Origin of the sequence: Serratia sp. L9 (genome assembly GCF_050632285.1) — a bacterium.
Taxonomy (GTDB): Bacteria; Pseudomonadota; Gammaproteobacteria; order Enterobacterales; family Enterobacteriaceae; genus Chania.
Map to the genome: position 1 here is coordinate 4,544,521 of NZ_CP192591.1, position 16,883 is coordinate 4,561,403.

6 protein-coding genes and 4 pseudogenes are annotated in these 16,883 nt (G+C 56.1%); 3 read left to right on the forward strand and 7 right to left on the reverse strand.

Annotated features, from left to right (window positions below):
* The first annotated feature begins 269 nt into the window (after positions 1 to 269).
* From xdhA to xdhC, 3 genes and pseudogenes are all read left to right on the forward strand, one after another.
* Positions 270 to 2,554 (forward strand): annotated as a pseudogene (gene xdhA / locus ACQ86O_RS21740) (xanthine dehydrogenase molybdenum-binding subunit XdhA).
* A 13-nt stretch (positions 2,555 to 2,567) separates the two neighbouring features.
* A pseudogene (gene xdhB / locus ACQ86O_RS21745) lies at positions 2,568 to 3,352 on the forward strand (xanthine dehydrogenase FAD-binding subunit XdhB); the annotation flags it as partial.
* A gap of 86 nt (positions 3,353 to 3,438) precedes the next feature.
* The gene (gene xdhC, locus ACQ86O_RS21750; protein WP_431222819.1) at positions 3,439 to 3,918 is read left to right on the forward strand and encodes a xanthine dehydrogenase iron sulfur-binding subunit XdhC; all 480 of its coding nucleotides are present in this window, start codon (positions 3,439 to 3,441) and stop codon (positions 3,916 to 3,918) included.
* Between the two features lie 248 nt (positions 3,919 to 4,166).
* Here xdhC and ACQ86O_RS21755 read toward each other — a convergent pair.
* The 7 genes and pseudogenes from ACQ86O_RS21755 to ygfK all read right to left on the reverse strand — a co-directional run bounded on the left by ACQ86O_RS21755 (position 4,167) and on the right by ygfK (position 16,762).
* Positions 4,167 to 5,529, reverse strand: a pseudogene (locus ACQ86O_RS21755) (NCS2 family permease).
* A 61-nt stretch (positions 5,530 to 5,590) separates the two neighbouring features.
* Positions 5,591 to 6,907 carry a guanine deaminase gene (gene guaD / locus ACQ86O_RS21760; protein WP_431222820.1) on the reverse strand — a complete coding sequence of 439 codons (1,317 nt, stop codon included), beginning with the start codon at positions 6,905 to 6,907 and terminating at the stop codon, positions 5,591 to 5,593.
* A 26-nt stretch (positions 6,908 to 6,933) separates the two neighbouring features.
* A pseudogene (locus ACQ86O_RS21765) lies at positions 6,934 to 8,348 on the reverse strand (nucleobase:cation symporter-2 family protein).
* 287 nt (positions 8,349 to 8,635) lie between these two features.
* The gene (locus tag ACQ86O_RS21770; protein ID WP_431225800.1) at positions 8,636 to 11,497 is read right to left on the reverse strand and encodes a molybdopterin-dependent oxidoreductase Mo/Fe-S-binding subunit; all 2,862 of its coding nucleotides are present in this window, start codon (positions 11,495 to 11,497) and stop codon (positions 8,636 to 8,638) included.
* Positions 11,497 to 12,270, reverse strand: a complete 774-nt coding sequence (ygfM, locus tag ACQ86O_RS21775; RefSeq protein WP_431222821.1) for a molybdopterin-dependent oxidoreductase FAD-binding subunit — start codon at positions 12,268 to 12,270, stop codon at positions 11,497 to 11,499. The genes ACQ86O_RS21770 and ygfM overlap by 1 nt, the downstream gene beginning before the upstream one ends.
* A gap of 53 nt (positions 12,271 to 12,323) precedes the next feature.
* Entirely contained in the window at positions 12,324 to 13,652 is a 1,329-nt protein-coding gene (gene ssnA, locus ACQ86O_RS21780; RefSeq protein ID WP_431222822.1) for a putative aminohydrolase SsnA, read from the reverse strand.
* A 2-nt stretch (positions 13,653 to 13,654) separates the two neighbouring features.
* Positions 13,655 to 16,762: a putative selenate reductase subunit YgfK gene (gene ygfK / locus ACQ86O_RS21785; protein WP_431222823.1), complete on the reverse strand. Its 3,108-nt coding sequence runs from the start codon at positions 16,760 to 16,762 to the stop codon at positions 13,655 to 13,657.
* Positions 16,763 to 16,883 lie beyond the last annotated feature (121 nt).

The window sequence follows — 16,883 nt, forward strand, 5'->3', positions numbered from 1 at the left end:
AGCGCGATTACCCCCTCAAACATCTGTATTACCGCTATCAACCTGATAATCCGGCTGCTATCAGAATGATAAATTATCGTGTCACTTTTTTCTTGCCTCCCCTCCCTGGTATGCCCCCACCCTATTTTGATCAAAAAAAGCCCTCTCAATACCGGTATAAATCAGATTCAACTCACGGAATCCATATTCTCTCGCATTATCAACCGACTGTGGCCTGCAAGTTGCTGCATCCCTGACTCGCGACTTTTTTCTCTCACCAGGGGGTCAAGATGCCTTTAGGAGCGTCACCCAAGCGCGTAGATGCGCAAGCGAAAGTCACCGGTCGGGCCCGGTATACGGATGATTTTACGTTGCCTGGCATGCGCTACGCCAAGTATGTCCGCAGCCCGATCGCCCACGGTCTGGTCACCGGTATCGATATACACAAAGCGCTGCAACTGCCGGGTGTGGAGGCCATTTTCACCTATCAGGATATTCCCTCCGCTCATTTCCCTACGGCGGGTCACGCCTGGTCTCTGGACGCCAATAAACGCGACGTGGCTGATAAACAACTGCTCACCAACCATGTCCGCCACCACGGTGATGGCGTGGCGATCGTTGTCGCCTGCGATCTGCTGACGGCAGAAAAGGCCGCCATGTTGGTAGAGGTGGAATACCAGGAACTGCCGGTAATGACCACCGCAGAGATGGCATTGGCCGCCGATGCCCCCTTGCTGCACGGTGGCAAAAACAATCTGCTGAAGCAACATGCCCTCAGCGCGGGCGATCCGGATGCGGCATTTGCAGCGGCAGACCTATTGGTTGCAGGCCACTATCAGACCCAGGTGGTGCAGCACTGCCATCTGGAAGGGGTGCTCTCCTATGCCTATATGGATCAGATGGATCGGATCGTCATCGTCTCCAGCACCCAAATCCCCCATATCGTGCGCCGTGTCGTGGCCCAGGCGCTGGACATGCCCTGGTCAGCCATCCGCGTGATCAAACCCTGTGTTGGCGGCGGTTTCGGTAACAAGCAGGACGTGCTGGAAGAACCGATGTGTGCATTTCTGACCTGGAAACTCGGCGGCGTGCCGGTCAAGGTCGAACTGAGCCGCGAAGAGTGTTTTCTTGCCTCTCGCACCCGTCATTCGTTTGCCATCACCGGCAAGATGGCGGTAAACCGCGAGGGTATCCTGCAGGCTGTTAGTCTGGACGTGCTTTCCAACACCGGGGCCTATGCCTCCCACGGCCACTCCATTGCCGCAGCCGGGGGAATAAAATTGCCTATTTATATCCACGTTGCGCCTTTGGCTATCGGGCCACCACCTTCTATTCCAACCTGCCTAACGCTGGCGCGATGAGAGGCTATGGCGCGCCGCAGGTGACCTTCGCCCTGGAATGCATGATTGATGAGGCCGCTGCCCAACTGGGAATGGACCCGCTGGAGTTACGGATCAGAAACGTTGCCCGCCAGGGGGACATCACCGTGCTGAATAACAAAGAGATCAAGAGCGCCGGTATTGTTGAGTGCCTGTTGCGCGGCAAGCAACTGTTTGACTGGGATACCCGGCGTGCCGCCTGCCTGAACCAGAGCGGCCCGGTCCGCCGTGGCGTGGGCGTGGCCTGCCTGAGTTATGCCTCCAATACCTATCCGGTAGGCGTGGAAATCGCCAGTGCGCGCCTGATGCTGAACCAGGATGGCACCGTCCATCTGCAGGTTGGCGCGACGGAAATTGGCCAGGGCTCGGACACCGTTTTCGCACAAATGGCGGCGCAAACCATTGGCGTGCCCTTCTCGGCTATTTATGTCATCTCTACTCAGGATACCGATATCACCGCCTACGATCCCGGCGCTTTCGCCTCGCGGCAAAGCTATGTGACCGCCCCAGCGATACGCCAGGCCGCTACTGAACTACGCGCAAAAATTCTTGAGCATGCGGCCTATATGTGCAGCCAGCCGGAATGGGCGCTCGATATCATCGAAGGCAATGTGGTGTTTAAACAGATGCCGGAAAAAGTGCTGTTCTCGGTAAAAGACGTCTCGATGAGCGCCCATTACGATCAGGAGGTCGGCGGGCAGATTATCGCTGAGGTTTCCTGCAAAACCCGCAGCAATCCACCGGCCTTTGGTTGTACCTTTGTTGACCTCACCGTTGATATCCCGCTGTGCAAAGTCACCATCAATAAAATCCTCAATCTGCATGATTCCGGCCAGATCCTGAACCCTCTGCTGGCGGAAGGCCAGGTTCATGGCGGAATGGGGATGGGCATCGGCTGGACGCTGTTTGAAGAGATGATTATTGACGAAAAAACCGGCATCGTGCGCAACAATAATCTGCTGGATTACAAGTTTCCCACCATCCTCGACCTGCCAGCACTGGAATGCGCGTTTATCGAAACCTATGAGCCACAATCCGCCTACGGACATAAGGCGTTGGGTGAGCCACCGTTGATCTCCCCTGCACCGGCGATCCGCAATGCCCTCTGGATGGCAACCGGCGTGAAGATTGATGAATTGCCGCTGACGCCAAAGGCGCTATACCGCCATTTTGTGCAGGCAGGCCTGATCGAATAACCGGAGAAGAACCATGTACGATATCGCAGATTATTATCGGGCGACCAGTATCGACGATGCCGTGCGGCAATTAGCGGCCAATCCTCAGGCCCGGCTGATTGCTGGCGGTACCGATGTGTTGATCCAACTCCATCATCTGAACGGTAAATACCGCCATCTGGTGGATATCCACGATCTGCCGGAATTGAGCGGCATCAGCCTGCTGCCCGATGGCACCTTACGCATTGGCAGCGGCACCACTTTCAGCCAGATTATCGACTCTGCTCTGATACAACGTTATGTGCCGGTGCTGGCTGAAGCGGCCACCACCATCGCCGGGCCGCAGGTGCGCAACAGGGGAACGCTGGGTGGCAATATCTGCAATGGGGCTACCAGCGCCGATTCTGCCTCCCCCTGCGTGGTCATGGAGGCCGAACTGGAGATTGCCAGCGTTGCAGGGCTGCGCTACACGCCGATCCACGGGTTTCATACCGGCCCCGGCAAAGTGGCGCTGGGCCAGAATGAGGTCGCCGTGGCCTTTTTATTCAGGGCGCAGCATTACCGGAATGTTGGCAGCAGCTATTACAAATATGCCATGCGCGACGCCATGGATATCGCGACTATCGGCTGCGCCGCCGCCTGTAAAATCGAAGACGGCTGCTTTAGCGCGGTCAAGTTAGCCTTTGGCGTAGCGGCCCCGACACCTATCCGCGCCCCCACGCCGAAGCCGCGGCCCTTGGCCGCCCGTTCAACGCACAAACCCTTGCCGCCGTGCGTGAAGCCGTTAGGCATGATGTGTTACCGCGCTCGTCCTGGCGCGCCACCAAAGAGTTCCGCATGCAGATTATCCGTACGCTGGCAGAACGCGTTCTGGCCCAGGCGGCTCAACGCGCAGGAGGAGAGTTATGCTGACTATCAACTGCACCATCAATGGCCGAGCCTATAAGTTCACCCTTGATCCCCGAATGTCGCTGATGGAGTTGCTGCGTCAGCATGGGCTTAACAGCGTCAAGCAAGGCTGCAGCGTTGGCGAGTGCGGCGCATGTACCGTCCTGATCGATGATGTCGCAACCGATACCTGTATCTATCTGGCCGTCTGGGCCGATGGCAAAACTATCCGCACAACAGAAGGTGAGGTGCAGCATGGCCAGCTTTCTGTCGTGCAGCAGGCGTATGTAGATACAGGGGCGGTGCAATGCGGTTTTTGTACGCCGGGGCTGGTGATGACCAGCACCTCAATGGTGGAACGCTTTCGCGGCAAGCGCCTTACCGAACAGGAGATCCGCCGGGGATTGGCCGGCAATTTATGCCGCTGCACCGGTTATACCGCCATCGTCAACGCGGTGGAAAAGGCGCAGTTGCTGGATGAGGAAACTCCGCGCTGATCATGGCTTATCCTGTTAGCGCTAGCCTGTAGACTCGTTTTAAAACCGGTGGATTTGCGCCTGCGCTCCTGCGGGCAGGCCGGTCGGTTTCATTTTTTCCTGTCAGTCATCCAGGGCAAGACCTGGAAAACCTGCCACAGGCTTGCGCCTGTTCGCCTGATGAGCGCAATAACTCTGATACTGGATAGCAACGTCCCTTGATCAACGCCGGTTGATCAAGGGACTGTTCTCTTCTCGCTCATCGACGGTCAGATAGCCCAGCCACCGGCATAGAAGGCCACCAGCGCGACGGCAATAATCACCGTACCGATATTCAGTTTGCGCCATTCGTTGGAGCAGACACGGCCAATCACCAGCGTGCTGAAACCCAGCATAATGCCGGTGACAATATTACAGGTCAGCACGATAAACACCGCACAGACCAGGCCGGACATGGCATCGACAAAATCCTCAAAGTCCAGCTTGGCCACGTTGCTCAGCATCAGCAGCCCCACATACATCAGCGCTGGGGCGGTTGCGTAACCGGGCACCAGATAAGAGAGCGGTGACAGGAACAGCATCAGCAGGAACAAAACCCCCACCACCACCGCCGTAACGCCGGTTTTCCCCCTGCTGCCGTACCCGCAGCAGATTCGATATACACCGCAGCCGGTGAAGCCCCTACCAGAGCAGAGAACATACTGCTCATTGAGTCGGCGGTTAACGCCCGGCCACCGTTGATGATCTGCCCGTCCTTGTCCAACAGGTTTGCCTGACCGGCCACCGCCCGGATGGTGCCGGTGGCATCAAATACCGCCGTCATCACCAGTGCCAGTACGCTTGGCAATACCAATGGGCTCATCGCCCCTTTGATATCCAGGCTGAAAATCAGTGAGTTGCCATCTGGCCCCACCAGGCTCGGTAAGGCAAACAGCCCCTGATACTTCACATTCGGGTCAAAAATCAGGGCGATAATGGAAATACCGATGATCACCAACAAGATCCCGCCGGGCACGCGCAGTTTCTCCAGGCCAAGGATCACGGCCAGACCCAGTAATGACATCATCACCGGGAAGGAGGCAAATGCCCCCAGCGCCATCGGCAACCCCTCCAGCGGATTTTTGATCACCATACCAACGCCATTGGCGGCAATCAGCAACAGGAACAGGCCAATACCAATCCCGGTACCATGAGCGATACCCATCGGCAGATTACGCAAGATCCAGGAACGCACGCCAGTTACCGAGATGGCGGTAAAAATCAGCCCCATCAGGAAGATGGCCCCCAAGGCTACCGGCACGCTGATATGTTGGCCAAGCACCAGGCTGAAGGCGGTGAACGCCGTCAATGAGATGGCGCAGCCAATAGCCATCGGCAGGTTGGCCCACAGGCCCATCACCAATGAACCGACCCCGGCCACCAGGCAGGTTGCCACAAATACCGCCGTAGGGGAAAGCCGGCCTGGCCCAGCATGCCGGGCACCACAATCACTGAATACACCATCGCCAGGAAGGTGGTCAGCCCTGCCAGCACCTCCTGGCGTATGCTGCTGCCCCGCTGCGTAATCTTGAAAAAGGCATCTATGGAACCGGTTGCCTGCTCTGACGTCACCTGTGACAAATTGTTAGACATTTTTATGCCCTCTGAAGGTCTGCATTAGTTACCAATCCTGGTAAATTACGCTGCGCTTCTTTTATGTGCGTTCATACACCAACCGGCCATCTACGTAAGTCCGGTAGATTGATCGGTCATCCCCTAGCGTCATCATGACAAACAGCTTATCCATCAATGTTTTTGAGTTGTCGTAGCGCAACTGCTGCAACGGCGTAGCCGTCGGCTCAAGCACCACGAAATCCGCCTCTTTACCCAGGTTGAAGTTACCAATGGTGTCTGCCAGACCCAGCGCATCGGCCCCGCCCAGCGTAGCCAGATAAAACGCTTCATATGCCGACAGCCGATAGCTCTGCAACTGCATGATTTTGTAGGCCTCATTCAGCGTCTGTAGCATGTTGAAGGTGGTTCCGGCGCCAATATCGGTCCCCATCCCCACCTTGACCTTTTTCTGCCAGGCCTTCGACAAATTGAACAGGCCACTGCCGAGATAAAGGTTGGAGGTTGGACAAAAGGCGATGGCCGAATCGGTATCGTGCAGGCAATCCCACTCGCTGTCTTCCAGATGCACGCAGTGGGCAAACACGCTTTTTCTGCCGGTCAGCCCATAGCGATGGTAAACATCGAGGTAGTTTTTGTGCTCAGGGAACAGGGCTTTCACCCAGGCAATCTCATCTTTATTTTCCGATAAGTGGGTATGCAGATAGGTATCCGGGTACTCCTGACGCAGGCGTTGCACCATTTCCAGTTGTTCCGGCGATGAGGTGGGTGCAAAACGCGGGGTGATGGCATATAACAAGCGGCCATTGTTATGCCAGCGCTCAATCAGTGCTTTGGTCTGGGTATAGCTGCTCTGGGCAGTATCCAGCAGATAGTCAGGCGCGTTGCGATCCATCATCACCTTGCCGGCAATCATACGCATATTGATATGGCGTGCGGCCTCAAACAGCGCCTCGACTGACTCCGGGTGAACGGTGCCGAAAACCAGTGCGGTGGTGGTGCCGTTACGCAGCAGTTGTTTAATGAAGAAAGACGACATTTCGCGGGCATATTCAAGATCGTTATAGCGCTGCTCGGCTGGGAAGGTATGTTTATTCAGCCAATCCAGCAGTTGCTCGCCATAGGCTCCCACCATTTCACATTGCGGATAATGAATATGGGTATCGATAAACCCCGGAACGATCATTTTACCGCTGTAATCACGCACCCGGATGCTGTCGGGTATCTGGTGTTTCCCTGCTTCCCAGGAGCCAAACCAGGCCACACGGCCATCACGGATCAGCAGCAGGCCGTCTTGAATAAAGCGCAGATGACCTTCTATCTCTTCGGGGCATTGCACGGTGCGGGTAATATCCAGGAAGTTGCCCCGCACGGCCTTGATTGAATGTTCACACTCCATACTCAATTCCTTATAACAACATGAGGTTAATCGGTATTTTTTTCCACTGGCGCCGCCTCCAGCGAGGGAGCCTCTACGCTGCTTTTTTCGGTGTTATTCAGCGGTATCAGCAGATTGAGGAAAATGGCCGTCAGCCCACCGGCACAAATCGGGTTTTCCACCAGCACGTAGATCGAAGCGGGCAGAATGCGGAATACTTCAGGATCGTAAGAAACACCCAGGCCCAGCCCGAGCGAGGTGGCCACGATAATGGTTTCCCGGCGGTTCAAGCCGTTGGAGATGATGATGCGTATGCCGGCGATGGCAATCATCGAGAACATCAGCGTCATCGCGCCCCCCAGAACCGGAGCCGGGATGGTGGTAAAGAAGCGGCCGATGACCGGGAACAGCCCCAGAATGACCAGGATTACGGCAATAAATTTACCGACATGGCGCGAGGCAACGCCAGTCATCTGGATCACACCGTTATTCTGGGCAAAGGTAGTCAGCGGCAATGATCCCAGCATGGTAGCAATGACCGAAACCAGCCCATCGGCCAGCACCCCGCCACTTAGGCGCGAAGTGTATTCCTTTCCTTTGATTGGCCGGTTGGAGACCATGGCGGTGGCGGTAATATCCCCCACCGCTTCCAGCACGCTGAGCAAATAAATAGTGCCCGCCACCAGAAAGGCGTGAAGATCAAAAGAGAAACCATATTTGAAGGGAATGGGTAAGGTCATTACCGGCAGGTTTTGCATCACGGAGAAATCGACCATGCCTAAACACAGCGCCACTACATAACCGACAATGATGCCGATAGCGATGCCGCCCATGCGCAGTAACGCGTTTTGGCAACAGTTAAAGGCGATCACCACCAGCAACACCAACAGCCCAACGCCGATACTTTCATAGTTGCCAAAGGTGCCGCTGCTTTTAGCGGCAAAACCACCGCCAAAATCGATAATGCCTACCTTGATCAGGCTTAAACCGATCATCAGTACCACAATGCCACTGACCGTCGGCGTAATGACCCGCTTCAGATAGGGCAGAATAAATGAGGAGCCCACCACCAGGAACGCCCCGACAAAAGAGACGCCTAATAAGGTAGAGAGCATCGCTTCCACATGCAGGCCATCGGCTTTCATGGTGCTGCCCAGGGCAATCATTACCGTCACAAAGGAAAAGTTTACCGATTGGATCGACAGCAAACCTGAACCGACACGGCCATAACGGTTCACCTGCAGCCAGGTGCCAATTCCTGAGGCAATCATCGCCATGGAAACCAGATAGGCGGTGATTTCTGGCGGCAGGCCCAGAGCTGTGCCGACAATTAACGCCGGTGCCACCATCGGAACAAATATTGCCAGCAAATGTGTGATAGCGCCGATCATGCATTGGTTAAAGGGGGCTTATCCTCCAACTGATAAATAAGATCGTTATTTTCGGTGGGTATATCAGACATCTCTTTACTCCCTTCCAGTAAATTTGATCATCTGATTCAATAAATACGCGTTAACTGCTCCACGCCCTCTATTTCGCCATGTTGATCCCACGGGCTATCCTGAGCATCTGGCTCATTTTTGCGCATGGCGGCGATAACATGTTCAGCTAATATATTGAATCGCTCTCCCCATAAACCCTCAATAATTGCCAATAAGAGTATTTTGGGTATACCGGGGAATGACCGTTACAGATCATTCCCGCGGTAATCTATGCCCATTATTCTCAGCGATTATGCTGAGAGCTTATTTAACCCCTTAATACTTTCTCTGCCGTGAAATGCCATTCACGTAGCCAGACACCACAGGCGTCATGGATTGCCATGGCGATAGCCGGAGCAGCACCGTTGACGCCGATTTCAGAAATCGACTTGGCGCCGTACGGCCCGACCTGGTCGTCACTCGGCACCAGGAAGGCCTGGAAGTCGAGCGGGATATCACCAATTTTGGGCGCACCATAACTCTGCAAGTCACGCGTTATCGGCGAACCATGACGATCGTAGATAATCTCTTCCGTCATGCTGTGGCCGATAGCACGCATTGAGGCACCGTAGATTTGCCCCAGCGCCAGCTCAGGGTTAACCGGCGTGCCACAATCCAGTAAGGCATAAAATTTTTCCAGGCGGATTTCGCCGGTGCGCTGGTTAACCGCCACTTCGGCAAAGTTGGCACCAAACGGGAAGGCAAAATCAGAGGAGATATAACTCGCGGTAGCCACCAGAGTCCCGAAGCCGGTGCCCGTCTCCGCCTTGTGGGCGATTTGGGCAAACGACACGTCACCCCGCTTACCGCGCACCGCTCCAGGCGCCACCAACGCCACATCGGCTTCTTCCTCGCCCAGCATCTGCGCGCCGTGGAACAGGATTTTCTGCTTGAGATTTTCCGCGGCGTTTTTAGCGGCGTTGCCAGAGAAACAGGTACCGGAAGAGGCATAGGCTCCCTTGTCGAACAAGGCGTGATCGGTATCCCCCGAGATCACATGCACATCGGCAAATGGGCAGCACAGCACTTCGGCCGCCAGTTTGCCGACCACCGTATCCAGACCGGTGCCAATATCCGCACCGCCGGAATGCACGATAAAGGTGCCGTCCGACTCCAGTTTGATCATGCAGTTGGCCTGATCGATATCTGGAATACCGGATTTCTGCATGATGATGGCGACGCCACGCCCCACCTGCCAATCGCCGGTTTTTGTTTTCGGTGAATTCCAGTGGATCAGCTCACGCCCCTTGCGCAGAATGGGTTCCAGCGCACAACTGGCGGCACTGGGCACCGAGGTTGGCATTTTGCCTTCGCCAATCGCTCCGAGGATCTTCAACTCCTGCCCTTCAACCACCCGGTTAAGCTCAATGATATCCAGCGGATCCCGGCCAAGTTTTTCTGCCAGTTCCGCCAGGATCATGGTCAGGGCAAAGTTGCCTTTAGGCGCGCCGTATCCCTGATAAGCCCCGTTCGGGCAGATGTTGCTGTAATAGGTCGTCACCTGGAAATTGACGTTTTCACAAGGATAGAGCGGCAGTGACAGCGCCGGGCCATTGCTGGGCACCGTCAGCGCATGGTTGCCATAAGGGCCGGTATTGGCCAGGAAGTTCATATCGATAGCCGTCAGGCGGCCATCTTTTTTCGCCCCAACTTTTATCTGCACCTTGGCAACATGGCGCGAAGTGTTACTGATAAATTCTTCTTCGCGGGTGTAGTGGAAATAGACCGCACGACCGGTGACGCAGGTGGCCCAGGCGCACACTTCTTCCAGCAGGATATCCTGCTTGGAACCAAAGCCACCGCCCACGCGTTCTTTGATCACATGCACCTTATGCTGTTTAAGCCCGACAATGCGCGCCACCTGGCGGCGCAGGTGCCATGGCACCTGGGTGGACGCGTGGATCACCAATCGGTCACCGTCCATATAGCTGTAGCAGACGTGTTTTTCCGCTGGGCATTGCTGCACCTGTTTGGATTCGTATGTGCGCTCCAGTACCACGTCCGCCTCGGCAAAACCCTGCGCCACATCGCCAATCTGCCCATGCACCGCAGCGGCAATATTGCTGTGAGGTTTGGCGCCAATCGGGAAATTGATGGTCAGATGCTCATTGCCGCGCCGGGCGCTGCCCTGGTTTTGTTCGGCCAGATCGGCGGGAGCACCGTTGACATAGACAATGGGTTCGTCATGTACCAGCGGGGCCCCTGCGGCCATCGCTTCATCAATCGACATCACCGGCTGCAACACGTGATATTCCACCTCGATCAGGCCCAGCGCGGCCAAGGCAATCTCTTCGCTCTCGGCCACTACCGCCGCAACCCGATCGCCAACGTGGCGCAGTTTGATGCCAAACATCCGCCGATCCAGCGGCGAAGGCTCAGGCGCACTTTGCCCACCGGGGGTGTAATAAATATCCGGGCAGTTAAGGTGGGTGATCACATGCACCACCCCCGGCAAGGCTTCGGCTTTGCTGACGTCCAGATGAGCGATCAGGGCGTGCGGATGCGGGCTGCGCAGTACCTTGATGATGCAGGCATCACGGGCAACGCGATCCTCAACGTAGCAAGGCTTGGCCTGGACCATTTTCGCCGCATCCACCTTCGGGCACAGCTTGCCGACCACGTTAAGATCGCTGCGAAACTCAGGGGCCGACGGCGCCTGAAACGCGGGATCGCGGCGGCGAGCCACCGCCAGCGCCACCACCTGGTAGAACTGCTGATAACCGGCATCGCGGCTGAACAGCCCCGACAGCGCATCATCAATCTCCGCCCGCGTTGGCGCGCTTATTCTTGCCAGCAGGTCCGTCAGGATCAGTGCTGCCGCCGGATCGTTATAGCCGGACTGGACAATCCCCACGTCCACCATCGCCTGCTGCACCAGGCTAAGCTGGTTCCAGCTCCCCAAGGCTTCTGCCGTGGTCACCACCGCCCCATCAAGTTGTGCGGCGATCAGCAGTGAAGCATTGACCACCACGCCATTAAACAAAATCGCATCCGAGCCGGAAAAACCAAAGCCGTCATCACTGTCGCGAACCGAATGCAGCCCCTGCTTGAACAGCAATTGCTGCACGTTCTGGCCGGGTTGGCATGACATCACCTGCTGGCTGTCATTGAGCGTAAAACGAATGTCCATCATTGTTTCTCCCCTGACGACTGGCACTCTGCAAGCAGGTCTGCCACCAGCACACCGCTGATATAGCGCTTATAAGCCACGCTGCCACAGAGATCGGCCTGAGGATCAACGATATCTGCCACCCGCTTCTCCAGCGCCGGGCCATTGAGGCCGCTGTTTTCTGCGTCACGCAGGCGGGAGGGCCGCGCCACTACGCCGCTCAGGGCGATGCGCACCCTGGATTGTGCATTGCGGGAAACGGCGGCGGTCACCACCACCAATCCTGCCGCCGAGCGAGCCACTTTGCGTGTGGCACAGCAGCGGTAGGGATCCGGCAATACTACTTCCAGCAATAATTCCGGGTTGCTGCCTGCCAGATACTCTTCCAGCCCGATAGTTTTGCCACTGCCGAGCACCACCCTGGCACTTAGGGCCAACAGCACCGGGAGCAGCACCGAATCTTTGGCCGCCGAGGCAATTTCCCCCAGCGTGGCCTGGTTACGAATATGGCGGGAATAGACAAAGCCCAACGCCTCGCGCAGCGCCTGCGGGATCAGCGCGGTATCCAGTAAGCGTTGCAAGCTGATAGTGGCACCGAGATGCAGCTCACCCTGCTGCCAGTTCACCTGGTCCAGCCCCAGTTGCGTCAACGCAATGGCCACCTTTCGCTGCGTTTTGGTGGGGGTGGCGTTGAGTTTGCTGCCCCCTGCAAAGTAAACCGCGTCATCAAGAAACTGGCGTTTCAGCTCCAGCGCCTGCTGCACCGATCCTGGCCGATAGAATTGTTCAATCATTTTTCACCCTCATCAATGTCAGCCGCCCTACGCTACGCAAGGCGGCAACATACTTAGTTCAAGGCATCCATACGCTTCCAGAGCTGGGCCGCCACCTTGCGGGCCTCGGCGTAAATCGGTTCCACATCGAACGGGAACTGGCCGTCCTGATAAACCATGCGGCCTTCTACCATGACGCTGTCAACGCTGCTGGCGCCCAGGCCAAAGGCCAGATGACCCCCGATGTTTTGCGCCGCCAGCGGTGTCGGAGACGGGTAGTTGCAGATAGTCAGATCCGCTTTGTAACCGGCTGCCAGACAACCAAATTGAGCGCCGAAGTTGCGCGCCAGCAGTTGGTTGCCGTTCGAAAGGAAACGGGCAAAACTGTCTGGCCACAGCGGCCCACCGGCATCGCGGTGTTTGAAGAAGGCAAATTTCAGCTCTTCAAACATGTCTGAACCTATGCCGTCAGTGCCAAGCGCCAGGTTGCGGTATTGCGCCAGTTGGTGGTTATAGCCAACATGGTTGTTCATATTGGAGCGGGCGTTGTGCACCAGGAAGGCGTCATGCTGGTTGATAAGCCCGATATCGGCGGCGGAAAGATACAGGCCGTGAGCCACCAGCGTTTTAGCATCGATCAGGCCCTGCTCAGCCAGGCGCACGATCGGGTCTTTGCCGTATTTATCGTGGCTATGAGAAACATCGTAACTGTCTTCCGCCACATGAATATGCAGCCCGCGACCGGTGCTTTGCAGCGCCCGTTTCAGCATCTCCAACCCAGCATCCGAAACGGTAAACGGCGCGTGAGCCCCGATATGCGCCTCCACCAGATAAGGCTCTTTACCGGCGGCTTTGGCGGCGTCGATCAGATTGGCAAAGGCGATATTTTCCTCCACCCCGGCCAGCAGTTCGCGCTCACCGCCATTGCGATCGGTGGTCTCAAAGCAGGTCATGCCACGCAACCCGGCCTTGATAAATCCGGCACGCAGGGTCTTCAGCGATCCGGCAATAAAGTTTGGCGAGGCATGATGATCGATCACCGCCGTACAGCCACTCTTGATGGCTTCCAGAGAACAGATCAGACCGCTGTAATAGAGGGATTCCTCATCCAGCGCCCGGTCCAGCCGCCACCACAGATTTTTCAGCGTGGAGATAAAATCGGGGCTTGGCGCAATGTTGGCCATAATGCCGCGCGACAGCCCGGAGTAGAAATGGTTATGAGCGCATACAATCCCCGGCATCACCCATTTTCCCTGCATATTGCGGATCCCGGCCTGCGGATATTTGGCCGCCAGCCCATGCCCCACTTCCTTGATCAACGCCCCTTCGATGGCGATATCGATACTTTCCTGCACCGTGGCAGGATCGAGCTGCACGGCGGTTGCATTGGTTAAAATCAACATGGTTATACCTCCACCTGACCAAGCAGATAATGATGATGGTTGTGTACATGGCTGATGATGCGGCACATCTCATCGAGCTCTGGCGGAACCTGGTTTATCTGGCCGTTGCCGTCTATCTGCAGTTGGTAAAGGTTGCCGTCCTGACGTACCCTGACCAGCGGCCCATCCACCAGGAAACCCGGGTTGGTGCTGTTGGCAAAATCCTGCGGCAGGCTGTAGACGGTGACTTTGTCTTTGTAAGGCTTGCCCTGCCATGGGCAGAACTGGGCGCAGTTGCCACATTCGTTGCAGTACGCATCCAGGTGCAGGGTCTGGTAACGATCGCGGAAGCCCGGGATGGCAATCGACACATTGGCGCGGTTCGGGCAAACATCGACACATTTGCTGCAAACGTAGTTACATTCCAGGCAGCGCTGGGCCTCTTGAGCGACAAAGGCTTCACGCTCACGCTTATCCACCATGGCCACTGAAATGGCCCCTTTGCGGCGGTAGATCTCTGCCGGGTCGACGTTCGCCCAGTATTTGTCGGTGTGATGAGTTTTAACGTTCTCCCGCGCCAACACCACTTCTGCGGCATGACGAGCGCTGCCGATAGCGGCGACGATCGAGGACGGGCCACGCTGCACATCGCCAATCAGGAAGACGTTGCGGCGCGTGGTTTCGCCAGTAGCGCTGTCAACGTGTGGATAGCCTTGCTGATCCAGCGGTACGCCCAGCCTGCGCAGCACCTCGTCATCGGCCTGTTCCCCAATCGCGGTGATCAGGCTATCGATCTGCAAGGTAAGCGTCTGTTCGGTGGCGACTGGGCGGCGGCGGCCCTTCTCATCGGGATCGCCCAGCGTCATTACCCTGGCGGTCAAGGTGCCGTTGGCATCAAAGTGTTCCGGATTGGTGAGGAACATAAACTTCACCTGCTCTTCCACCGCCTCCTGGTACTCTTCGCGGTAGGCTGGCATTTCGTTCACAGTGCGGCGATAAAGTACCGTCACGTCCTGTACGCCCGGCACTTTCAACGCCGCCCGGGCGCAGTCCATCGCCGTGTTGCCAGCGCCGACCACGGCAACGTGCTTGCCCAGGTTCATCACTTTACCCTGGTTGTAACTGCGCAGGAACGGCAAGGATTTGTAGACGTTGCGGTTATTGCCCGCCAGCTTCACGCCGCTGTTTTTATCGGTGCCAATGCCAATAAAGACATACTCAAAACCCTGTTGTTGCAGCTTATCGATCGTCAGTTGCGGATCGCAGCCATAGACAAACTTCACGCCGTGCGCGGCAACAAAATCGATATCGTGCTCAATCACTTCAGCCGGGATGCGGAACTGTGGAATGATGTTTTTCACCACCCCGCCAGCGTTGGCTTCTCGCTCGAACAGCGTGACCTGATAACCCGCCCGGGCCAGGAAGTAACCGGCGGACAAGCCTGCCGGGCCCGCGCCTAAAATGGCAACCGGGTGTTTGCTGCCAGATCCCGCAGGCTTATGCCAACGGCGCTGATATTCGTCCCAGCCTTTCTCCAGGGCGATCTTTTTCAGTTCGCGGATGTTCAGCGCGCTGTCGTAATCAATGCGGGTACAGTTGTACTGGCATTGGTGATCGCAGATATGGCCAGTGATGGCTGGCAAGGCGTTGCGTTGGTAAATCAACTCCAGCGCATCGGCGTAGCGCTCTTCCCCCAGTAAGCGGATATATTCCGGGATGTCCTGCTTGATGGCACAGGCGGTGACACAAGGGGCCACGTAGCAATCCACCATCGGCAGCGGGCCACCGGCGTCGATGCGGTCCTGCGCTTTCCAATGTTTTTGGGTGTACTCCATACTGACGGCTTTTTCCGCCAGCGCCTCCAGCTTGCCGACATCAATCCGTGTCATCTGCCAGCACTCAGACCGATCCAGTTCCTGCATGCATTCCGTCTGGCGCAGATAGCCGCCGGGCTTGAGCAGATCGGTCGCCATGGTGATTGGCCGGATGCCAGTTTCAAAAATATCGCGGATATTAAATTTGCTGGCCCCGCCGGAATAGGAAATAGGCAGCTCACCGGCGAATTCGCGGGACAGCACCGCCGCCACGTTGATCGACAGCGGAAATAGCGCACGGCCAGACATGTACATCTCTTCGCCCGGCAGCGCGCCTTTGTGGTTTATCGCCCCCAGGGTGTTGGTCAACTTGACACCAAAGCCCAGTTTTTGCTGTTTGCTCACGGCCTCCAGGCGGCGCAGCATGGCCACGGCCTGCTCCAGTTTAAGATCGTGCTCGAAAGACTCCTCTCTCAAACCGACATAATCAAAACCGCAGGTATCCAGAATAGCCCGCACGCGCGGGTAACCCAGCAGCGTCGGGTTTAATTTCACAAAAGTATTGAGATGTTTTTCTTCCAGCATATAACGGCAAATGGCTTCAATTTCATTTGGCGGGCAGCCATGCATGGTTGAAAGGGTGATACCACTCACCAGCCGGGCGGGAATATGGCCCGGCAGTTGGCCTAATGCACTGCGCTGGGCCGTCAATGCAAACGCGTTAATAAAGCTTTCATTATTCACCCATTGCGCGAGAATATTTCCATACTCGGCAAATTTCGGGTACTCGGCAGAATCCATCATATTATGGATAAAGTCCTGCATCGGTGCCTGTTTAATTCCTTCGAGGTTATAGCCCACGCTCATATTAAAAATAAAGGATTTACTTTCCCCTGCAACCCGGGGATCAAACAACGCTTCCAGCAGATGCAAGGCAAACCAGGCTTTCAAATATTCGTCGTAGGCCTTTAGCAACGTAAACTCGGTTGACCATTCGGTGTTAAAGCATTCGTCTTCGGCATCAATACAGGGCTTTTCAAGCTCCAGGCGATCGAGGATCTGCACGGTTTTCAATTCGATAAACCGCCCGCCTGTCAGCCAGGAGACAATGATATTCTGCGCCAATTGCGTATGGGGGCCTGCGGCCGGGCCAAGTGGCGTCTCGCAACTTTCGTTGAAGACCTTAATCTGCCGATCGTCATTTTTACGATAAAACTGTTTTTCAGGAATACCAAAAATAGACCGGCTCTCTTGATATTCATCGAAAATCCGGGTTAACAGCGCCTTGAACGGAACGGGACGCATTATATCTCCCATAGCTTATCTCCTTGCGACGAAATGCCTGAATGATGAGTCGGCAAAAACCGGATTGCGGTTTTCCACCTCGGTTGGGCATAACGCAGCAACAATCAGGCCAAATCTCCCCGCAACGGCTCAG